Source organism: Amycolatopsis jejuensis (genome assembly GCF_000717335.1).
Classification (GTDB): Bacteria; Actinomycetota; Actinomycetes; order Mycobacteriales; family Pseudonocardiaceae; genus Amycolatopsis; species Amycolatopsis jejuensis.
In genome coordinates, this window is record NZ_JNYZ01000009.1 from 142,915 (window position 1) to 163,526 (window position 20,612).

Genomic DNA, 20,612 nt, shown 5'->3' on the forward strand with positions numbered 1-20,612 from the left:
CAAGGGCCTTCGGTGTGTACATTTTTCCCGAACACGCCGGATGAAGGGTGACCAGCGATGCGCGTTAAGGACCAGTGACCGACCAGAAGCACCGTTAGGTCGCGCAGGTAGGGGCCCACGCGCGGGGCATGTCAGGCATGCTCGGCGCGTGCGGCTTCACCCGTCATGCGCTCTCCCGGAAGCGCTCGCTGCCACGCAATTGCCAGCGGAATTGTGATCAACAACCCGGCCAAACCGAAGATTCCGACGGTCGTCTGCGCGCTCACGTGGTCCGCGATCACCCCGCCGAGCAAGGGTGTCACACCCATCGTCGTGGTCAGGCCGGTGTTCGACAGCCCCATCGTCTGCGCGCGGCGCTCGTCCGGCACCGCGACCGTCAGCGACGCCGTCGCCTGCAGCAGTGCAATAGTTCCGAACCCGCCGGAAATCACGAAAAGAATCACCGAAGCCACCGGTCCGGGCTGGAGGAAACAGATCAGCAACGGGATTGCGGCGAGTGCGGTGAGCGGTCCGATGAGCTTCGGCCGGATGGCGGCCGGTACCCAGCGCGTGTAGATGAAGGTGAAGATCACGCTGCCCACCGGATCGGCCGCCAGCAACAGGCCGATCACCTGTGGCCCACCGCCGGACGAAGCGACGTACGGCGCAGCTATGCCCTCGTACACCGGCATCAGACCCGCCAGCCAGGTAAACAGCATCAGCGAACGCAGTGCAGTCGTCGCGAAGGCGACCTTGCTCCCCGCGCCCAGCGAAGCGAAGAACGCCTTGCGCTTCTCACCGCTGGCCGCTGCAGGACGCGCCTTCAACCCGAAGCGCACGAAGAGCGCCGACAGTACGAAGGTGCCTGCGTCGAGCACGAGGGCGAGGCGCGCGTCCATCGCGAGCAACAGCGCGCCGCCACCGGCGAAGCCGAGCAGTTGCGCGGACTGCACCGTCATGCTCCGGATGCCCATGCCGACGACGAAACGGTCGCCTTCCAGTACCTGCGGCAGCAACGCCAGCTGAGACGCCTTGAACGGTGGGTTCAGCAGCGAAACGCTGCCCACGAGCAGGCACAACGCCCAGAACGGCAGCCCGGGGATGGCCACCAGCAGGATCAGCGCCGCGCGCATCAGGTCGACCGCGACCATCACCGTGCGCCGCGGGAAGCGGTCCGCGAATCCGGTGAGGAAAATGCCGCCGAGCAGGGAGGGGAAGAAGGTGAGGGCGTAGGTGAGCCCGGTCAGGGTGGCGGAGCCGGTGTTGGCGTAGACGAGCACGGACAGGGCGACCCGGGCGAGCTGGTCACCGGCGATCGACAGCAGTTCGCCGAACCACATGGCGCGGAACTCGGCCACCCCGAACACCTCGCGGAACGTGACCCGTTCCGGTGCTGCCGTCATGCGTGTTCTCCCCGCTGAAGTGTGCAGGCCGTGCCGCACTGGTGACCGAGAGGTGACCCTAGGACCTGCCGGTCACGAGCTGATCACACGAAGTGAGTTGTCCCGCTCAGTGTCTCGTGACTGTTGGTGATTCTCTAGGTTCTTTAGCCGGTATCCAACAGGTCACGGTCAGTTCGCCGCGTGTCCAGACGATAGCGCTCCGCACTCCCCGGCATCGCGCGTTCAGGTTCCTGTGGTTTGTGCCACACCGTCCGGCCTGGTCGTCCGCAGTGTGGAACGGCCGCCGCTGGTGACGGGAGCCGCGTAGCTTCGCGCAGGTGACCGATCTGCCGACGTTCACGCTCGCCATCGTGGGCGCCGGACCTCGCGGGGTCGGCGTCCTCGAACGGCTGTCCGCGAATGCCGCGGACCTGCTCGGCGACCGGCGGATCGCAGTGCACCTGATCGATCCGTTCCCGCCCGGCCCCGGCCGCGTGTGGCGGTACGAGCAGTCCCCGCTGCTGCGGATGAACTCGATGCCCGAGGACGTCACCGTCTTCACCGACGACACCGTCCGCATCGACGGCCCGATCCGGCCGGGGCCGTCGCTGATCGAGTGGACGCGCCAGGTCCGGACGGGCACGCTCGCCCATCCGGTGCCCGACGGCCTGCGGGCAGAGCTCGAAACCCTCGCCGCTACGGACTTCCCGACGCGGCGGCTGCAGAGCCGGTACCTCGAGTGGTTCTACCGCAAGGTGCTCGCCGAGCTGCCGTCCGGCATCGAGGTGGTGGCGCACCTCGCCGCGGCGGAAAGCATCGACGACGACGAAACCGTGCGGCTCTCCGACGGCACGACTGTGTCCGCCGACGCGGTGGTGCTGACCATCGGGCACCTCGACGCGCTGCCCGACCCCGGCGAGCGCGTGCTGGAGCACTTCGCGCAGCAGCACGCGCTCGCGTACTACCCGGCCGGGTACACGGCGGACGTCGACTATTCCGCCGTCCCCGCCGGGGAACCGGTGCTGGTAAGGGGTTTCGGGCTCGCGTTCGTGGATCTGATGCTGCTGCTCACGGAGGGTCGCGGCGGCCGGTTCGAGGAGCTCGCGTGCGGCGGCCTGCGGTACCACCCGAGCGGCGCGGAGCCGGTGCTGCACGTCGGATCGCGCCGCGGGGTGCCGTATCACGCGAAGACCGGCTACCGGCTGCGCGGGAAACCGTTGCAGCTGCCCAGATTCTTCGACCAGCACGCGATCAAGGCGCTACCCGGTCCGCTCGACTTCCGCGCGGACGTCTGGCCGCTGATTGCGAAGGAGCTCGCCTGGGCGTACTACACCGAGCTGTTCACCGCGCATCCCGGCCGCGTGCGGATGGATTTCGCGGTGTTCGCCGACAAGTTCGCCGACCTCGCGTGGGGAACGGCCGAAATGGACGCACTGATCGCCGGGTCGGTTCCCGCTGCGGAAGACCGGCTCGACCTGGAGAAGCTGGACCGCCCGTTCGCCGGTCGCCGGTTCGACTCCGGGGAGGAATTCGGGAAAGCGGTGCGGAAATACGTCGAAGCCGACCTCGCGCGGCGCGCGGATCCCCACCACAGCGCGGACCTCGGCGCCTTCATGGCATTGCTGTCGGTGATCGGCCAGCTGCCCGTGCTGCTCGCGACCGGACGGCTCACGGCGACGTCCCAAGTGTCCGACATGGACGGTTGGTTTCACGGATTTTTCTCTTACTACGCAAGCGGTCCGCCGCCGCGCCGATTGGAAGAGCTGCTGGCGCTCGCCGAAGCGGGCGTTGTGTCGTTCCTTGGCGCAGACGTCGACATCGCGGCCGACCCGGCATCCGGCGAGTTCGTGGCATCAAGCGCCAGTCATCCGGATACAGTCTCGGCCCGCACGCTGATCGAGGCGCGACTGCCGAGCGCGAGCGTGTCGCGGGTGTCGGACCCGCTGCTGCGCAGGCTGCGTGACGCGGGCGCGCTAGCGGAGGAAGCCGTGCCGGACGTCGGCGGGGTCCCGCTGAATTCGGGCCGCATTGCCACCACGATCACGGACTTTCGCCTGCTCACCGCCGCGGGAACCCCGCACCCGCGCCGGTTCGCGGTGGGCCCGCACACGAGCGTCCGCTCGGCCGGTGCCTTCACCCGCCCCCGTACGAACGCCGTGTCGTTCCGCCAGAACGACGCGCTGGCACGGGAAATCCTCCGGCTGGCTAACCCTTGACCACGGGTGCGATCTGCTCCGCCCATTGCCACGGCGCGGCCGTGTCACCGGGTAGGGAATTGAAGTACTCCCAGCCGTCGATGCCGCCGAAATCGGCGTACTTCCGGACGAGACTGCCGACCGTCGACTTCAGTGCCGGCATCTCGACGTAACCGCTGCAGTTGGCCGGATTCGTGACGGTGCCCGCGACGACCTTGCTCGCCGGGACCACGCCATGTCCGATGATCCGGTCGTACCCCGAGGTGTCCGACAGTGAACCCCAGCCGCAGTAGAACTGCGTGTTGAACCAGGAAATGCGGTCGCCGCGGTCGCGGTAGAGCCGGTCGTAGTCGAGGCCGGACAGGCCGCCGCCCCCGGTGAGCTCGGTGGCGACCGGCGCGAGGGTGATCAGGAAGTCCTGTCCGAAGTCCGTGCGCAGGGCGTCGATGAGCCGGTTGAGCGCGTCGTTCGACATCTTCTCCTCGACGTCGAGGTCGATCCCGGACAGCGAGTGGTCGCGGATCAGCTGGCGCAGCAACGGGTAGTAGGTGTCGAAGTCGTTCTCCAGGCGTTGGAAGCTGCCCTTTGCCGCGCCGCCGACGAAGGCCAGCACGTGGACGCCTTTGCCCTGCATGGTGGCGAGGTCACGCCACATCTGCGTGAACTTGTCCGCGGACGGCGGATCGTCGTTGAGGGTCATTTTGGCGCCGTCGTTGAGGTGCACGGCGCCGACGATCACGTCGGTGACCCCGGCGTCGGCGAGCCGAAGCGGAGACACATAGGACCCGTTGTGGTGAATCGTCTGGTAGTAGACGACCACTCTGCGCCCGGTCGCCGCCATTGCCGGGGCCGTTCCGCACAGCACCAGGAACACCGCCAGCACCGCCGCCGTGATCTTCCGCATGGTTCAGACCATAGGACGGCGACGGTGCCTGCGGTAGCCCCCGTCCAGGTCAGCAGCGGCCGAGCATGTCCGTGAGCGCAGACTTTTCCGCCGAGTTCACGGTGAGCGAGAACTTGTGCTTGACCGTCACCCACATCTTGGCGTACGTGCACCAGTACCCGGTGGACGGCGGCTTCCACTTGTCCGGGGATTTGTCTCCCTTTTCCTGGTTCACGTTGTCGGTGACGGCGATCAGCTGGGGGTCGGTCAGGTCGTTGGCGTAGGCCTGCCGCTTGGCCTGGGTCCACGTCGACGCGCCGGTGCGCCATGCGTCCGCGAGCGGTACCACGTGGTCGATGTCCACATCGGACGGTGAGCTCCAGGTGGCGCCGTCGTACGGCGAGGTCCACTTGCCCGACGTCGGGTAGCAGTCGGCGCCGACCTGGACATTCGTGCCGTCGCGCTTCAGTACGACCTCGCGCGTGTTGCAGCTGTTGCCCTGGTCGATCCAGTGCGGGAACTTGTCGCGGCTGTACCCGGTGAGCGAACCGTCGGGCTTCACGGTGAGCGTGGCGAGCTGGCTTTTCGCGGTGTCCGCCGACGGGATGCCGGGCGGGGTGGCGTCGGCGACGCCGACCGTGACCGAGCCGATCAGCGCGACGCCGGCCAGTACGGTCAAGGAATTGCGAACAATGCGAATGGTCGGCATTTTGCTGCCTCCCTGGTCAGGTGCGGGACTGATTCACCATTGACCACGAAAGTGGCGCGCGCAACACCGTCAGGTGACATGAAACAGACCTTCTGTGAACGGAAAGTCACCTTGACCCGAACGTGGACGGGCGAGTCCGGGTCAGCCGCGCACCGCCCGGAGGTCGGTGAGATGCCGGTACCAGGTCCACCTCGTGACCGGCCGCGGATGCGGTACCCCGTCGATGACCAGCGAAGACGTCGGTACGCAGCCGATCTGGAAGGCGCGTCCGCGATACGTCGAGGACCGCTTGAGGAACCGGCCACGCGTGACCCGGGCGGCGACCCCGGTGTCGTCCGGGGTGACCTCGACGCCGGTCACCGAGCCGTCGAATGCCACCTGTTCGTCGCAATACGCTTGGCCCTTGACATCGCGCAGGCGCGCGTGCGCGAGGAGGACGCCGCCGCTGTCGTCGCGCACGAGGGGGACCGCGACGTCGTCCCCCTTCCAGGCGAGCGCGAAGGCCTCATCCGGGTCCGCAGGCAGCCGCCAGGCCGGTCCGACGCGCGACCCGGGCTCGGTGGGTACGAAGCCGACCGACACGCCCGGGAGCGCCTCACGGCGCATGAGACGTACCACCACGGCGGCGAGGTCACCGTCCGTGCCCAAGACGACCAGCCGGTCGTATTCCCCCAGCAAGAGGTCGATTTCCGCCTTGCCGGGACGGGCTCCGGCATGCACGAGCGGGACGTCGCCGAGCCGCGCGGGCAGATCCGCCGCCGCCGCACAAGCCACCACGATTCCGCGCACCCCGGCGTCCTCCGTTACAGTCATGCACCGGCATTTCCCAGCGCCACCCGTGGCCCCAGCCGGGGCCGCTATTCCTGTTGCCGAACACCTGGAGTGTCACATGCCGGCCATCGTGCTGATCGGTGCCCAGTGGGGGGACGAGGGCAAGGGCAAGGCGACCGACCTGCTCGGTGACCGTGTCCAGTGGGTCGTCCGCTACCAGGGCGGCAACAACGCCGGGCACACCGTGGTGCTGCCGAACGGCGAGAACTTCGCGCTGCACCTCATCCCGTCGGGCATCCTGACGCCGGGCGTGACGAACGTCATCGGCAACGGGGTGGTGATCGACCCGGGTGTGCTGCTGGACGAGCTGGCGGGCCTGGAAGCGCGCGACGTGGACACGAGCAAGCTGCTGATCTCCGCCGACGCGCACTTGATCATGCCTTATCACGTCGCGATCGACAAGGTCACCGAGCGCTACCTGGGCAGCCGCAAGATCGGCACCACCGGCCGCGGCATCGGACCGTGCTACCAGGACAAGATCGCCCGCGTCGGCGTGCGCGTGCAGGACCTGCTGGACGAGAAGATCTTCCGCCAGAAGGTCGAGGCGGCACTGGAGTTCAAGAACCAGGTGCTGGTGAAGGTGTACAACCGCAAGGGACTCGACGCCGACCAGGTAGCCGACGAGGTGCTCGCCGCGGGCGAGAACTTCGCGCACCGCATCGCCGACACGCGGCTGCAGCTGAACCAGGCGCTGGAGCGCGGGGAAACCGTGCTGCTGGAGGGTTCGCAGGGCACGCTGCTCGACGTGGACCACGGCACTTACCCGTTCGTGACGTCGTCGAACCCGACGTCCGGTGGGGCGAGCGCCGGGTCCGGCATCGGCCCGGGCCGCATCACCACGGTCCTGGGCATCCTGAAGGCGTACACGACGCGCGTCGGCTCGGGCCCGTTCCCGACCGAGCTGAACGACGAGTCCGGCGAGTACCTGCGCAAACAGGGCGGCGAGTTCGGCGTGACCACCGGCCGCTCCCGCCGCACCGGCTGGTTCGACGCGGTGATCGCGCGCTATGCCGTGCGGGTCAACGGAATCACCGACTACTTCCTGACCAAGCTGGACGTGCTGTCGGGCCTGGAGAAGGTCCCGGTGTGCGTGGGGTACGAGGTGGACGGCTTCCGGACCTCGGACATGCCGATGACCCAGACGGACGTCCACCACGCGGTGCCGATCTACGAAGAGCTGCCGGGCTGGTTCGAGGACATCTCGAGCTGCCGTACGTACGCGGAGCTGCCGGCCAACGCGCGCGCTTATGTGGAGCGGATCGAGGAACTGTCGGGCGCCCGGGTGTCCGCAATCGGCGTGGGACCGGGACGGGAACAGACGATCGTGCGGCACGAGTTCGCCTGAGCCTCGCCGGTTGATCGGCTCGGCTTTACCGCCGAGCTGTTCAGCTGATCGTTGTCGTGACCGGGGTTTCGTTGCGGAACAGATCCAGCACCGGGCAGTGCTCGTCCACCGCGCGGCGCAGTTCCTCGTAACGGTCCGCTCCGGCCGGGCCCTCGAGTTCCACCGACACGCGCACCTTGCTGAAACCCGGCCGGGTCGCTTCGTTGAAGCCGAAGAAGCCGTGCAAATCCAGGTCGCCGTCCACCTTCACGCGGACTGCGTCCAGCTGGATGCCCAGGCGGGCCGCCCAGAACTGGTACGTGATCACCTGGCAGGACCCGAGTGCGGCGAGCGCGTACTCGACGGGGTTGGCGGCCTTGTCGGTGCCGCCGAGGGCCGGCGGCTCGTCGACGGTGAAGGCGTGGTCGCGTACTCGCACGTCCACCACGGTTGCGGTGCCAGCGGCCAGTTCGTGGTCCACGCTGAACGACACCGCCGCGTTGTGCGGATCCGCTTGCACGGCCTCGCGGGTGCCGTCGATGACGTCGGTCAGGGACATCGATCCTCCTGAAGTGGTCGGGTGCCCAGGGTGCGGGGCGCGGACCCGGTCCCGCAGCGGCTCCCAGCGGCTGGGCGGCCGGGTGGTACAAAGTTCCCGACGGCCGGGAATTGTCGGTGCCCGCCGATAACGTGGGGGCATGAGCATCGGATTGACGTTGCCTGCCGTGCCTTCTCCGGACGCGACAGTGGCCCACCTGCTGGCAAACGCGCGCGAGGCCGAGGAGGCCGGTGCCGCGTCGATCTGGTTTTCCCAGCTGCCATTGGGTCTTGACGCACTCGTCGTGTCCGCGCTCGCCGGCCAGGTCACCGAGCGGATCGAGATCGGCACGTCCGTGGTGCCGATCTACCCACGGCATCCGCTGGCGTTGGCGGCTGCCGCGCGCACGGCGAGCGAGGCGTCCGGCGGACGCTTCACGCTCGGCGTAGGCCTTGGCTCGCAACCGTTTCTGGAGCCGATCTACGGCGTTCCGTACGCGCCGCCGGTACGGCATCTGCGGGAATACCTCACGGTGCTGCGGGCCCTGTTCGACGGCGAGCAGGTGGATTTCGCCGGTGAGACCCTGCGGGTCCATCTGCCCGAGCCCGCGCGGAAGGCTCCGGTGTCGGTGGTCGTCGCCGCGATGGGGCCGCAGGCATTGCGGGTCACCGGGGAACTCGCCGACGGGACGCTGCCGTACCTGGCCGGTCCGCGCGTGGTCGAGGAGCGGATCGCGCCCGTGCTCGGTCCGGGAAAACGCGTGATCGCGGCGGTTCCTGCCGTGGTAACCAAGGCCGTGGACACGGTACGTGCGGCGGCCGCGCGGGAATTGGCGTTCTACAACTCGATCCCGTCATACCGGAACGTGCTCGACGCGGAAGGCGTCGAGCATCCAGTGGAGCTGGCCCTGATCGGCGACGAGGAGACGGTCGCCGCCGGAGTGCGCCGATATCTGGCCGCCGGAGCGACCGACGTGCTGCTCACCCAGACGTCCCTGCACACCGACGAGGACCGGCGCCGCACGTGGCGGCTCGCTGGGGCGCTCAACTCGGCTGGGTTGTGAGTGCTGGTTGGTGCTGGCGTTTGTTCTGGGGTTGGGTTGGTGGTGGTGTGTTCGGCTCGGTCGGGTTGTGAGTGCTGTTGACACTGACATCTCTTCTGGGTCGGGTTGGTGTGTTCAGCTGAGTCGGGTTGTGAATGCTGTTTGGTGCTGGTGTTTCTTCTGGGTCGGGTTGGTGGCTGGTGTGCTCAATTCGGTCGGGTTGGTGAGTGCCGTTGACGTTGGCGGTTCTTGCGAGTCAGGGTGGTGACTGGTGTGCTCAACTCGGCCGGGTTGTGAGTGCTGTTGGTGCTGGCGGTTCTTCCGAGTCGGGTTCGTGGCTGGCGGGCTCAACTCGGCCGGGTTCGTGAGTGCCGTTGACGTTGGCGGTTCTTGCGAGTCAGGGTGGTGACCGGTGTGCTCAACTCGGCCGGGTTGTGAGTGCTGTTGGTGCTGGCGGTTCTTCCGAGTCGGGTTCGTGGCTGGCGGGCTCAACTCAGCCGGGTCGTGAGCGCCGCTGACACCGACATTTCCTCCAGGTCAAGCTCGCGGAGGACCTTCTGCAGGACGTCGTCGTCGAGCCGACCGGCGCGGTTCTCCTCGATCAACGCCGCGCGTTGGGTCACCAGCAGTTCTCGCCGTGCCTTCGCGAACTTGGCTTGCGGACTGGCTCGCTGTTCCTCGCCGGACAACGTGATCGCGGCCTCCGCGAACCGGTAACGGGTGTCGAGCATGCGTTCCATCCGCTGTTCCAACGCTTTCAGCTGCTCCGGCTTTATGTCCATTTTGGACAGTTGATCGCGGCCGAGTTCACGGAACCGTTCGTGCGCGGCCTTCTGTGCGACCCGGCGGGCGGCGAGTTCCTCCTCTTGATCGCGGGCGGCCTCGTCCGGGTTCTGCACCTTGAGCAGCCGGATCAGCGGGGGCAGCGTGAGTCCCTGGATCAGCACGGTGCCCACCGCGACGGAAAAGGCGAACAGCTGGATCTCGGCCCGTCCGGGCGTGTCGGCCGGAACGCCAGACGCCGCGGCGATCGTCACCACACCACGCATGCCGGTCCACGACACGACGGCCAGCGAGCGCCACGGCGGTGGATCTTTCTTGGTGCGTCTGAGGAGCTGCAGCGACCTGGGCAGGTAGCTGGACAGGAACACCGCAGGAATGCGGATCAGCATCGTCACGAACAGCACGATGACGGCGCAGAGCACCAGGGTCCCGTTGTCCCGGGCAGCGTGCTCCGCACCGTCGAGGACGAACGGCAGTTGCAACGCCATCAACGCAAAGACGAGCCCTTCGAGCATCACGTCGATCGAGGCCCACACCGACCGGTCCTGCACCCGCGTCGCCGGAGACGCACGCAGCGACCGATGCCCGAGGAACAGCCCCGCGGTGACCACGGCCAGCACGCCCGACCCGCTGAACTCCGCGCCGAAGGGATGCAGATGCTCGGCGGTCACGTACGCAGCGAAGGGGACCACGATGCCGAACGCCGACTCGAGCAACGGGTCGTCAAGCCGGGTCCGGATCACCTCGACGATCCCGCCGGCAACCAGCCCGACCAGAATCCCGACCACGGTCGCGACGGCGAAAACAGCAAACCCGTGCCCGAGCGACCCAGCCGTCCCTGCGACGGCCGCGAGCGCGACCTTGTAGAGCGTGAGCGCGGCGGCGTCGTTGACGAGACTCTCGCCGGTCAGGACCGTCATCACCCCGCGAGGCAACCCGAGCCGCCGCCCGATCGCGACGGCAGTAACGGCATCCGGCGGCGAGACGACGGCCCCGAGCACCAGCGCCGACGCCCACGGCAGGTCGGGCAGCAGCAGGTGCACCACGAAGGCGACCATGAACGCAGTGCCGACCACGAGCAGCACCCCAAGCGAGATGATCGGCCGCAAATTCGCACGAAAGTGGGAAAGCGAACTCTCCAGCGACGTCGAGTACAACAACGGCGGCAGCACGACGGTGAGAATCAGCTCAGGTTCGAGCTCGATCCGCGGCACCCCGGGAATCAAGGCCACCCCGAGCGCGACCACCACGATCAGCAGGGGCGCAGAAAGGTTGAACCGCCGGGCGACCGCAGTGAGCCCCAGCGACCCGGCAAGCACCGCGACCAACGTCAAGGTCTCCATGGATCGCATCTTGACGTATCGAGGGTGATGGGGCGGGTTTGGCGGGGCGCCGTGTCGGGTGGGGTTGGGTTGGTGGTGCGGGTTGTGCGGGTGCGGGTTTGGGCGTACGGGTGCGGGTGCGGGTGCGGGTTTGGGGGTGCGGGTTGACGTGGTGGTCGGGGGCCGAGGTGGGTTGGCGGTGAGGCGGCCGGGTCGGGTCAGGCCAGGAGGATGGCTTTGGTCGGCCATGCCGGGTGGTGGGTCGCCGCTACGGGTGTGCGTTGGCAGGGGTGGGCTTAGCCGGTCAAACCGGGCGTGGGTTGGCCACGATGGGTATGGGGTAGTGGTGTGGCTGAGCCGAACTGAGCGTGATGGGCGACGACGGATGCGAGTCGGTGGGGTGGGCTGAGTCGGCCAAGCTGGGTGTGGTGGGCGATGGCGGATGCGAGTCGGTGGGGTGGGCTGAGTCCGCCAAGCTGCGTGTGGTGCCACGACCGCGGGGGTAGGTCGGCTGGGTGGGTGCAGCCGGGTCAATCCGGGGGTGGGTGGGCCAGGCGGAGCCCGTCAAGCCGGGCATGGGTTAGCTAAATGGCGTGGGCAGCACGATGGCGTTGGTCTGCCAAGCCGGGCGAGGATCCGTGGGGTGGGACCCGGGTCAAGCCGGACCTAGGGCAGCACCCCAGGCGTGGGTCAGCCGAGTTCTTTCAGTTCTCGCTCAACTGCGGCGAGTTCTTCTGCCGAGCCTTGGACTTTCGGGCCGGTGAACCACTTTCTCGCCGACACCGCCCACCACAGGGCTGCTCCGCCCAGCACTACCAGGAACGCGATCGGCGTGTAGTTGAACGTGTCGACCGTGATCGGGCTTGACTGGGGGAGCATGAAGAGCACGAAGATCACCACGACCCACGCCGTCGCTACGATGCCTATTGGTTTGCCCCAGCGGCCGAGGTGCCAGGGGCCTTTCTCGAAGCTGTCGCCGCGGCGGACGCGGAGGAAAACGGGGATTACGTAGGCCACGTAAAGGCCCACTGTGGCGATCGAGGTGACTGCGGCGTAGGCCGTCGCGCTCCATAGGTAGGGGAGGGCCAGGATCAGTGCACCGCCGGCGGCGAGCCATACCGCGTTGGTCGGGGTTTGGGTGCGTTTGTTGATGTTGTGCCAGAACTTCGAGCCTGGGATTGCGCCGTCGCGGGCGAAGGCGTAGATCATGCGGGAGTTTGCTGTCACTGAGGCCATGCCGCAGAACAACTGGGCGCCGATGCAGATCAGCAGGAGGAATTTACCCGTTACCGCGCCGGTGGCGTCGATGAAGATCTGTGCCGGTGGTACGCCGGTGTTCGAGCCGACGGCGCCGTCGTAGTCCTGGATTGCGAACGTCAGGCCGATCAGCAGGATCCAGCCCGCGACCAATGACACGAGGATCGAGTTGATGATCCCGCGTGGACCGGCCTTTGCGGCGTTCTTCGTCTCCTCCGTCATGTGCGCGGACGCGTCGTACCCGGTGAGCGTGTACTGCGCCAGCAGCAAGCCGAGCAGGAACACGTACACCGGCGAGCCCCAGCCCGTCTGGTTCACGAAACTGCCGAACACGAACGACGCATCCTGGTGCTTCGCGGGCACGAACAGCAGCACGCCCACGATCACGAGCACGCCCAGCAGGTGCCACCACACGCTGACGCTGTTGAGCACCGCCACGACGCGCACGCCGAAGGTGTTCAGCACCCCGTGCAGCACGAGGATGATCGCCAGCAGCAGGATGGTGTGCCCCGGCGTTGCGCTGAATCCCCACTGCAGGTCGAGAAACGCGTTGAGGAACAGCGCCGCACCGAAGTCGATGCCTGCGGTGACCGCGATCTGCCCGATCAGGTTGAACCAGCCGGTGAACCACGACCACGCCGGACCGTTGCGCGTCGCCAGCTTCGCCGCCCAGTAGTACAGCCCGCCGGCCGTCGGGTAGCTCGAGCACACCTCCGCCATTCCCAGCCCGACCAGCACCACGAACAGCCCCACCAGCGGCCAGCCCCAGATCATCGCGGCGGGCCCGCCGGTCTTCATCCCGAAGCCGTACAGCGTGAGGCAGCCGGACAGGATCGAGATGATCGTGAACGACACGGCGAAGTTCGAGAACGCCGACATCGTGCGCTTGAGCTCCTGCGCGTAGCCGAGCGCGTGCAGGCGAGCGCTGTCCTCGTCGGGCTGGCCGGGCCGGTCGGTCTGCTGGTCGGAGACATCCATCGGGCACCCACCTGAAAGGTATGCGGACAGACCATTGAGAATTCCGCAGAAGTTAGCCCTCCCCGTTCGCGGGTGTCAAGGTTTCGTCAGCAGCTCCTCCAAACGGCGCACCACCGGCCACGCTCCGTCGGCCGTATTCGACAGGACGGTAATGCTCAGCTCCCGCGACGGTTGCCACTCGCTGCGGAACGAAACGCCGTAGTCGTAGCCCTCCAGCAACACCACTCCTTCTTGCACCGGCAGCCAGAACCCGAGCCCGTAGCGGAATTTCTCGCGTGTCCCGGTGACCGGGCTGTGCACGGCGGTCATCCGCTCGACCCACTCCCGCGGCACGATCCGGCCCGCGGACAGAGCCTGCCAGAACGCCGCGAAATCCGGCGCCGTGGAGTAGCAGCCACCGTCGCCGCTGCCGACCACCGGCAGGCTGAACACGTTGGTACGGCCGTCCTCCAGATACCCGGCCGCGGTGCGCCCGGGTAGCGCATCGGACCGCAGGAACTCCGTGTCCGCCATTCCGGCAGGCTCGGTGACCCGTTCGCGGACCAGGTCGGCGAACGGACGTCCGGCCGCCCGTTCGGCGACGATCGCCAGCACCGCGAACCCGCCGTTGTTGTACGTGAACTGCTCGCCCGGCGGGTCACGTTGGGGGTGCCCGCCGAGCGCGGTCAAATACGCCGCCGCGGACGTGAATTCCTGTGGCCGCGGCGGTGGTTCCGCGTTCTCGTCGAAGTAGTCGCCGATTCCCGACCGGTGCGCGAGCAGGTGTTCGACCGTGACCCCGTCGTGGATCAACGGCAGGTCTGAACCCAGCAGCTCGCGGACGCGAGTGCCGAGCGCCAGCAACCCGTCGACGATCAGGCTCACCACCACGAGCGCGGTGAACCCCTTGGTACCACTGGCAATCCCGAACCGAGTGTCCACTGTGTTCGGAACGCCGTACCCCCGGTGCGCCAAGCCGTACGCACGCGAGAGCACCGTCTCGTCTCCTCGGCGGACCAGCAGTGCGCCGGAAAATCCGGTGCGCGCCGCCAGCCGGCCGATCTTCTCTTCAAGATCCATGCCCAAGACCCTAGCGATCACCACCGACAAAAAACGGCCTGCCGACGACGCGGTGGTCGCCGGCAGGCCGAAAACAGGGAAAACAAAGGGAAAAATCAGCGACCGAGGAAGTCGTGCAGTGATTCGAGCGCGGTGTCCGGCTGGTCGGCGAAGAACCCGTCGACGCCCGCCTTGAGGAACGCCGCCTCCTCGGCGAACACGTTGCCAAACGCACTCGGGCTGGCCGAAGACCGCAGATTCGTCGGCAGGAACGGGTTTTCGTTGCGGAATGTATAGGGCTGCACCTTCAGCGAGGCGCGGTGCGCATCGGCGACGAGCGAAGTCGGCCGCCCCAGATTGCCAGCGGCATCCCGCGGGATGATCTGCGACTTCTCCGGACCGAGGTAAGCCGCGTACTTCGCGACGTCACGCAGCCCGGCGAGGGTGACCAGATCCGCGTACGTGCGCTTGTCGCCCTTCGCCACGAAGTCCGCCGGAGCCCCGCTCGCCGAGGTCAGCTGCAGCAACGGCACCCGCACCTGCTTGTGCAGCTCCTGCAGGTTCGACACCTCGAACGACTGGATGATCACCGGCGCATTCGGCCGGTTCAGCCCGTTGCGGTTCAGGATCGACACCAGCTTCGGCTCGGTGGGGTTCCCGATCGAGACGAAGTACGTGGAGTGCTTGACCTCGGGGTACGTACCCAGCGTGCGGTGCAGTTCGCGGCCGAGCTGCCGGGTGAGGTCGAGCACCTCCTGATACGTCGCGATCCGGTAGCGCCCGTCGTACAGCTTGTTGTTCGGCCGGTTCTCCGGGATGCGCTCCTCGGCCCGCAGCGTCTTGAGCTCGGCGAGGGTGAAGTCCTCGGTGAACCAGCCGGTCATCGTGGTGCCGTCGATCGTCTTCGTGGTCTTGCGCCCGGTGAACTCCGGGTGGTCCGCGACGTCGGTGGTACCGCCGATCTCCGGCTCGTGCCGCGCGACCAGCTGCCCGTCCTTGGTCGGCACGAGGTCGACGTCGACGTAGTCCACGCCCATCCGGTAGGCCAGCTCGTACGACGCGAGCGTGTGCTCCGGACGGTAGCCGGGCGCGCCCCGGTGGCCGACGATCACCGGGTCATCGTGCCGGGGCCCGTGCGCGGCCGCCACCTGGTCATCGGCCGATGCCGGACCGACCGCGAGGCCGGCGACACCGAGCAGGGCCAGTCCGGACAGGGCGAGCATGCCGAGACGTTTGCGCTTCATGGAGGACCTTTCTCTCCCGGGCCGACCGCCCTTCCCGGCGGTCCGCCACGACTACCGCGTCACCCTCACCGCCGCAAGCGTCGGACGTCGGGCACCAGCGGGGCGGACGGCTGACAACCGGGTAAACGGTGCGTGGATTCCGATTCCGGGCAGTGCTGGCGGACGGCGATCGGCCCGGTCGGAGCACCCACCGTTAGTCTGTCCGGCGTGCGCGTACTGGTAATCGGCTCCGGCGCCCGGGAGCATGCACTCGTCCTCGCGGTGTCCGGCGACCCCGCGGTCACGGCGCTGGCCTGCGCCCCCGGCAACGCCGGCACGGCTGCGGTCGCGGAGCAGCTCGGGGTCGAACCGGCCCAGCCGGAGGCTGTCGCGGCCCTGGCGAAGGAGTGGAAGGCCGACCTGGTCGTGATCGGGCCGGAGGTTCCGCTGGTCGCCGGTGTCGCCGACGCTGTGCGCGAAGCGGGTATCGCCTGCTTCGGGCCGTCTGCGGCAGCTGCGCGCATTGAAGGGTCGAAGGCGTTCGCGAAGGACGTCATGGCGGCCGCGAAGGTGCCGACGGCGCATAGTGAGATCGTCGACACACCCGCGCGCCTTGACGCCGCGTTACAGCGCTTCGGCCCCACCTGGGTCGTGAAGGACGACGGTCTCGCCGCCGGTAAGGGCGTGGTGGTGACTGAGGACATCGAGGTCGCCCGGAAACATGCGTTGATGCTGCTCGACGGCGGTCACCCGGTCCTCCTGGAGTCCTTTTTGGACGGACCGGAGGCGTCGCTGTTCTGCTTCGTCGACGGCCGCACCGTGGTGCCGATGCTGCCCGCGCAGGACTTCAAGCGTGTCGGCGACGGCGACAAGGGCCCGAACACCGGCGGCATGGGGGCGTACGCGCCACTGCCGTGGGCGTCGGAGAACCTGGTCGACGACGTAGTCGCGCGGGTTGTGCAGCCTGTGGTCGACGAGCTGGCCGAGCGGGGCAGCCCGTTCTCCGGCCTGCTGTACGCGGGTCTCGCGCTCACCTCGGACGGTCCGCAGGTCATCGAGTTCAACTGCCGCTTCGGCGACCCGGAGACGCAGGTAGTGCTCGCGTTGCTGCGTACGTCGCTGGCTGCGGTTCTGCGCGCGACAGCCACCGGGACGCTGGCCGAGCTGCCGCCGCTGGAGTGGTCCGGCGGGGCCGCGGTCACCGTTGTGATCGCCGCTGACGGGTACCCCGGTAAGCCGCGCACGGGCGACGTCATCACTGGTGGCGAGATCGAGGGCGTGCTGCACGCCGGCACGCGGCGGCGTGACGACGGCGCTGTGATCTCTGCCGGTGGGCGGGTGCTGTCGGTGGTCGGCACGGGTAAGACGCTCAAGGCGGCGCGTAAGCACGCGTACGAGACTGTCGACCGCGTGCACCTCGCTGGCTCGCACCATCGCACGGACATCGCGCTACGTGCGGCCAACGGTGAGGTCAGCGTCTGAGCGAAGTTCGCCTCAGGCTCACGCATCCGTTGGTAGCCTCGTAGCGGGTCCGTACGGTCACCGTCCGTATCACGGGAGGGGCAGCGCATGCCGGGAAGCACTCCGCTCACCGACCTGGCCTCGTCGATACCGGCGGCGCCCGGGGTGGCGGACCTGGTCGTCGAACCGGCGAAGCTGCTGGACGTCGCGCGGGTCGTCGAGGAGCAGGTCAGTGCACTCGAGGACAAGCTGCTGACGCGGCTGGGCGAGCTGCGCATCGATGCACCGTCGGCCGACACTGTGAGCGTGAATGCGGTGGCCGCGTGGAACACGGTTGTCGCCGAGGGTGATCAGTCGTACGTCGCGCAGGTGCGTGCGTACGTGGCCAACTTGCACAAGCTTGTCGCACAGCTGCGCGAAGCTGCGAAGACCTATCAAGCCAGCGACGCGGATAAGGCTGCTGCGTTCGGGGACCGCGGTGCGCACGGCGTCCGCTAAGCCGGTCCTCGCGCTCGCGGTGGCGCTAGGGGTCGCAGGCTGCTCTTCGGGCGACCCAGGCACCGCGTACCCCGTACAGACCGCGGTGAGTTCCCTGTCGCAGCAGGCGAAAGCGGCTGCATTGCCGCCTCGGCCTTCGGACCTGCCGATCGCCGGTACCGACCCGTGCACGTTGCTGGGCCAAGCGCAGCTCGACCAGCTGAAGATCACGAGCGTGCCGCGCCCGGCCGCGGATCCGCAGGACGGGCCCACCTGTGTGTTCGACTCCAACCGCGCCGAGCCGTTCCACGCGCTGCACCTGCGCGTCGTCGGCGCGGACGTGCAGGAGTGGCTCACCGGCAAGCGGCGCAAGAACAGCATGACCACGGCGCCCGTGAGCGTCGAGGGCTACCCGGCGCTCACGAACTACCGCGCGGCAGGCACCCCCGCCGACTGTGAGGTGCTCGTCGGTGTCGCACCAGGACAGACCATGGCGGCGCAAGCGTTTGCGGTCACGGCCGGAGCGTTCAGCCAGCCGCAGTTGTGCGGGTTCGCCACCCAGGCCGCGAGCCTGGCCGTGCAGGGCCTGAAGAACCGGACCTAGGGAGGGCGCGTGGAGATCTCCGACCTCGCGGGCAGGATCCGCGACCACCGTTTCGACGGCTGGACCGACACCGCCATCGCCGACGAGATCGAGAAGTTCGGCACCGGCGACGGAATCGGCAGCATCGGTACCGCGGTCGAGGCGTTGAAGGCCGTCGCGACCGCGCTCGCCGGTACTGATCACACGCTGCGCGAACAGCTGTCGAAGCTCGGCGTCGAATGGCGGAGCGAGGCGGGCGGCCAGGCCGGGCAGGTGTTCTCCGACCAGGCGGGGTTCTCGCACGACGCGATGCGGAAGGTCGCGCACACCGCGGAAATGCTGTTCGCGCAAGGGGAAGCGTTCAACCGGACCAAGTTCAAGCTGCCCGACGCGGCCGCCGTGCGCAAGGGCGCGGGTGGCCTCACGCTCGGCGACACTCTACTCAGCTTCGTCGGCTTCGAAACCGATCACGCGGCGCAGGTGCACGCTGCGGAGAACGCGCGTGGGCAGGCGCTCGAGGCGTTGAACGGGTATGCCCAGCAGAGCGGCGAAAACCTGCTGTCCACGGAGACGTTGAGCCAGCCGCATGCGCTCACCATGACGCAACCTGGTGACGGGCCGAGTCCGGTCGATCGGGCGGCTTCCGCGGTCGATGTGACGCCGGATGGTCAGGTCCGGCCTGCGGTGGCTTCGGTGCAGTCGCAGTACGTAGACCCGCAGCCGGTGAGCCGGGTGGCCGATCCGCCGACGCCTGCGCACGGGACGCCGCGGCCCAATCCGGTGGTGACGGCTGGGTATTCGGCGCCGGTGCCGCGGGCGGACGGGGCTGGGGTGACTCGTGGTTCCAGTGGGGTTCCGGGTGCTGGCGGGGCGGGACGGGCTGGGGTGCCTGGGGGCTCTGGGGTGCCCGGAAGTGTTGGTGGGCCGGGGAATGCTGGTCGGCCTGGGAATGCTGGTCGGCCTGGGAGTGCTGGTGGGCCTGGGGGTGTTGGTGGGCCGGGAAGTGTTGGTGGGACCGGGAATTCCGGTGGTTCGGGAAGTTCCGGTGGGCACGGGAGTTCGCGGGTGCCTGGTGGTGCGGGATGGCGGGGCGGGGAGACCGGCAGTTTCCTTCCGGGCGGTCCGCGGGGGACCGGGGCCGACGGTGGGCTCGGTCGCGCCGAAAGTCTTGGTGGCGCAAGCGGTTCCGGGCGTTCCGGGGTCGGCAGTGGTCCGGGAAGCGGTAGCTACGCCGGAAGCGGAGGTTCGGTAGGGAACCCTGCCGGCAGCGGGGATCCGGCGTTGCAGCGTGGCCGATTGGTCGGCAGTGCACCACAATCCCCGCCGATCCCCGTTGCGGAACCCGGTGGCGCTGCGGTACCGCGAAGCGCCGGGGCATCGCCGGGCGAGATCGGGGCCGGTGCCGCCGCGCTCGGTGCAGCTGCAGGTGGAACGCTGGCCGGTGACCGAGATCGGCAGGGGCGCGGGTTCGGCGGTCCCCCGACGAAGGGTCCAGCGCGGCCGTTGCCGGTCGAAGACTTGCCCGAGGAGGAGGCGATCGCGCTGCGCAAGACCGAGCAGATCGCGCCGAAACCAGCCGAGGATGACGCGAAATTCCTCAGCCCGGCCGCGACGCAGGAGCAGGAGGACGAGGAGCACGTACGCCGCTTCGGCGTCGACGACAAGGACCTGTTCACCGACGAGCGCATGGTTTCGCGCGACGTGATCGGCGACGGAGACGTGCGCCGGCCGTGAACCTGGTACTGAGTGCGCTCGAATTCGACGTGCTGTGGGAATCGCTGGAGCTGGGCCGTCGTCCGTCTGCGCTTGCGGTTCCGTCGCCAGGGAGAACGCATTCCGAACGGGCGGAGCTGATCGAGACGGCGTGGGAGTCGCTGGCTGCGCGTCGGCTGGCGCGGGGTCGGCGGCCGTCCGGTGTTCTGCTGGACCAGCTGCATTTGCTGGCGCGTCCGAGCGAGGCGGTGGACGTGTGGGTGTGGGCTGACCGGGAGATCCACGGCCGAGCGGTGAGCCGGGGCAGCCAGGCTGTGCTCGGGGTGATCGACCGGGGTGAGGTGTGGTTGATCCCCGCTGATTCGGGTGCCCTGGCGGACGCCGTGGTGCCGGTGGCGGGGGTGCTCGGGGCGGGGGTCGGACAGTCGATCTCGGTGCCGCACGACAGTCTCGTCGCGGCCGATTCCGTCGCTCACGGCGAGCCGAAAGCGCTGGTCACCGCGTTGGAAGACCGTGGGCTGGACCTGTGGGAGGCGCAGGAACTGGCGGGCATGCTGGTGGGGCAGGAGGCGCGCGGCCAGTTCTGCGCGGAGCGCGTGCTGCGGGACGGGACGGTCCGCCGATCGCCGCATGTCGCGGCTTTCTACGACACCGATTCGGGCCGGTACCTCTTCCAGCTCACCGACGATTCCGACGGCCGCACCTGGGCGACGGTGAGCCCGGCGGACAATGCGGTGCTCGCGGAACGGGTACGGGAACTCCAGTCGACGCTGTGAAAATGCGCTTTTCGGACTTTTCGGCATTTCGCTTCGCGCCCGGGTGGAACTTTCCGCTGTCCCCCGATCGGGGCTTTACAGTGATCACGGGAACCGGCGGGCTCGCGGCGGCGTCTGA

At 68.2% G+C, this 20,612-nt stretch carries 17 protein-coding genes; 8 read left to right on the plus strand and 9 right to left on the minus strand.

What is annotated here, in order from left to right; all coding sequences use genetic code 11:
- Positions 1–131: 131 nt before the first annotated feature.
- Positions 132–1,382 (minus strand): MFS transporter, encoded by a 1,251-nt coding sequence (locus OO71_RS13200; RefSeq protein WP_033290038.1) that lies wholly within the window; start codon positions 1,380–1,382, stop codon positions 132–134.
- Positions 1,383–1,699: 317 nt separating this feature from the next.
- Here OO71_RS13200 and OO71_RS13205 point away from each other — a divergent pair, with 317 nt between their 5' ends.
- Complete coding sequence (locus OO71_RS13205; RefSeq protein WP_033290039.1) at positions 1,700–3,577, plus strand: FAD/NAD(P)-binding protein; 1,878 nt, start codon at positions 1,700–1,702, stop codon at positions 3,575–3,577.
- On the opposite strand, the gene OO71_RS13210 is transcribed toward OO71_RS13205, so the two are convergent.
- The 3 genes from OO71_RS13210 to OO71_RS13220 form a co-directional block, all read right to left on the minus strand.
- On the minus strand, positions 3,567–4,460 hold the full coding sequence (locus tag OO71_RS13210) for a glycosyl hydrolase family 18 protein (protein ID WP_033290040.1): 894 nt from the start codon (positions 4,458–4,460) through the stop codon (positions 3,567–3,569). The genes OO71_RS13205 and OO71_RS13210 overlap by 11 nt on opposite strands.
- Before the next feature lie 49 nt (positions 4,461–4,509).
- The gene (locus OO71_RS13215) at positions 4,510–5,148 is read right to left on the minus strand and encodes an HNH endonuclease family protein (protein WP_033290041.1); all 639 of its coding nucleotides are present in this window, start codon (positions 5,146–5,148) and stop codon (positions 4,510–4,512) included.
- A gap of 141 nt (positions 5,149–5,289) precedes the next feature.
- Entirely contained in the window at positions 5,290–5,961 is a 672-nt protein-coding gene (locus OO71_RS13220) for a hypothetical protein (protein WP_245633655.1), read from the minus strand.
- 76 nt (positions 5,962–6,037) lie between these two features.
- Between OO71_RS13220 and OO71_RS13225 the strand changes: the two genes are divergently transcribed.
- Positions 6,038–7,324 (plus strand): adenylosuccinate synthase, encoded by a 1,287-nt coding sequence (locus OO71_RS13225; protein ID WP_033290043.1) that lies wholly within the window; start codon positions 6,038–6,040, stop codon positions 7,322–7,324.
- Between the two features lie 40 nt (positions 7,325–7,364).
- On the opposite strand, the gene OO71_RS13230 is transcribed toward OO71_RS13225, so the two are convergent.
- Positions 7,365–7,862, minus strand: coding sequence for an OsmC family protein (locus OO71_RS13230; RefSeq protein WP_033290044.1), 498 nt, complete (start codon positions 7,860–7,862; stop codon positions 7,365–7,367).
- 139 nt (positions 7,863–8,001) lie between these two features.
- Between OO71_RS13230 and OO71_RS13235 the strand changes: the two genes are divergently transcribed.
- Positions 8,002–8,904 (plus strand): TIGR03564 family F420-dependent LLM class oxidoreductase, encoded by a 903-nt coding sequence (locus OO71_RS13235; RefSeq protein ID WP_033290045.1) that lies wholly within the window; start codon positions 8,002–8,004, stop codon positions 8,902–8,904.
- Positions 8,905–9,371: 467 nt separating this feature from the next.
- Here the strand turns inward: OO71_RS13235 and OO71_RS13240 are convergent, their stop codons facing one another.
- The 4 genes from OO71_RS13240 to OO71_RS13255 form a co-directional block, all read right to left on the minus strand.
- Positions 9,372–11,009, minus strand: coding sequence for a Na+/H+ antiporter (locus tag OO71_RS13240; protein WP_033290046.1), 1,638 nt, complete (start codon positions 11,007–11,009; stop codon positions 9,372–9,374).
- A 669-nt stretch (positions 11,010–11,678) separates the two neighbouring features.
- Positions 11,679–13,223 carry an amino acid permease gene (locus OO71_RS13245; RefSeq protein WP_033290047.1) on the minus strand — a complete coding sequence of 515 codons (1,545 nt, stop codon included), beginning with the start codon at positions 13,221–13,223 and terminating at the stop codon, positions 11,679–11,681.
- A 75-nt stretch (positions 13,224–13,298) separates the two neighbouring features.
- Entirely contained in the window at positions 13,299–14,282 is a 984-nt protein-coding gene (locus tag OO71_RS13250) for a serine hydrolase domain-containing protein (protein WP_033290048.1), read from the minus strand.
- A 95-nt stretch (positions 14,283–14,377) separates the two neighbouring features.
- Entirely contained in the window at positions 14,378–15,505 is a 1,128-nt protein-coding gene (locus tag OO71_RS13255; RefSeq protein ID WP_033290049.1) for a glycerophosphodiester phosphodiesterase, read from the minus strand.
- 207 nt (positions 15,506–15,712) lie between these two features.
- On the opposite strand from OO71_RS13255, the gene purD reads away from it, so the two are divergent.
- The 5 genes from purD (at position 15,713) to OO71_RS13280 (ending at position 20,494) form a co-directional block, all read left to right on the plus strand.
- Positions 15,713–16,966 (plus strand): phosphoribosylamine--glycine ligase, encoded by a 1,254-nt coding sequence (gene purD / locus OO71_RS13260; protein WP_033290130.1) that lies wholly within the window; start codon positions 15,713–15,715, stop codon positions 16,964–16,966.
- 87 nt (positions 16,967–17,053) lie between these two features.
- A complete protein-coding gene (locus tag OO71_RS13265; RefSeq protein WP_033290050.1) occupies positions 17,054–17,443 on the plus strand; it encodes a PE domain-containing protein in 390 nt (129 codons plus the stop codon).
- 19 nt (positions 17,444–17,462) lie between these two features.
- Positions 17,463–18,026, plus strand: a complete 564-nt coding sequence (locus OO71_RS13270) for a DUF3558 family protein (protein ID WP_033290131.1) — start codon at positions 17,463–17,465, stop codon at positions 18,024–18,026.
- A gap of 9 nt (positions 18,027–18,035) precedes the next feature.
- On the plus strand, positions 18,036–19,739 hold the full coding sequence (locus OO71_RS52925) for a RodZ family helix-turn-helix domain-containing protein (protein ID WP_033290051.1): 1,704 nt from the start codon (positions 18,036–18,038) through the stop codon (positions 19,737–19,739).
- A complete protein-coding gene (locus OO71_RS13280; protein ID WP_033290052.1) occupies positions 19,736–20,494 on the plus strand; it encodes an ESX secretion-associated protein EspG in 759 nt (252 codons plus the stop codon). The genes OO71_RS52925 and OO71_RS13280 overlap by 4 nt, the downstream gene beginning before the upstream one ends.
- Positions 20,495–20,612 lie beyond the last annotated feature (118 nt).

What these genes read in the sequence shown, in the direction of transcription:
- OO71_RS13200 (WP_033290038.1), bottom strand. Translation starts at nt 1,382, where the DNA reads ATGACGGCAGCACCGGAACGGGTCACGTTCCGCGAGGTGTTCGGGGTG.
- OO71_RS13210 (WP_033290040.1), bottom strand. Translation starts at nt 4,460, where the DNA reads ATGCGGAAGATCACGGCGGCGGTGCTGGCGGTGTTCCTGGTGCTGTGC.
- OO71_RS13215 (WP_033290041.1), bottom strand. Translation starts at nt 5,148, where the DNA reads ATGCCGACCATTCGCATTGTTCGCAATTCCTTGACCGTACTGGCCGGC.
- OO71_RS13220 (WP_245633655.1), bottom strand. Translation starts at nt 5,961, where the DNA reads ATGACTGTAACGGAGGACGCCGGGGTGCGCGGAATCGTGGTGGCTTGT.
- OO71_RS13225 (WP_033290043.1), top strand. Translation starts at nt 6,038, where the DNA reads ATGCCGGCCATCGTGCTGATCGGTGCCCAGTGGGGGGACGAGGGCAAG.
- OO71_RS13230 (WP_033290044.1), bottom strand. Translation starts at nt 7,862, where the DNA reads ATGTCCCTGACCGACGTCATCGACGGCACCCGCGAGGCCGTGCAAGCG.
- OO71_RS13235 (WP_033290045.1), top strand. Translation starts at nt 8,002, where the DNA reads ATGAGCATCGGATTGACGTTGCCTGCCGTGCCTTCTCCGGACGCGACA.
- OO71_RS13240 (WP_033290046.1), bottom strand. Translation starts at nt 11,009, where the DNA reads ATGGAGACCTTGACGTTGGTCGCGGTGCTTGCCGGGTCGCTGGGGCTC.
- OO71_RS13245 (WP_033290047.1), bottom strand. Translation starts at nt 13,223, where the DNA reads ATGGATGTCTCCGACCAGCAGACCGACCGGCCCGGCCAGCCCGACGAG.
- OO71_RS13250 (WP_033290048.1), bottom strand. Translation starts at nt 14,282, where the DNA reads ATGGATCTTGAAGAGAAGATCGGCCGGCTGGCGGCGCGCACCGGATTT.
- OO71_RS13255 (WP_033290049.1), bottom strand. Translation starts at nt 15,505, where the DNA reads ATGAAGCGCAAACGTCTCGGCATGCTCGCCCTGTCCGGACTGGCCCTG.
- OO71_RS13265 (WP_033290050.1), top strand. Translation starts at nt 17,054, where the DNA reads ATGCCGGGAAGCACTCCGCTCACCGACCTGGCCTCGTCGATACCGGCG.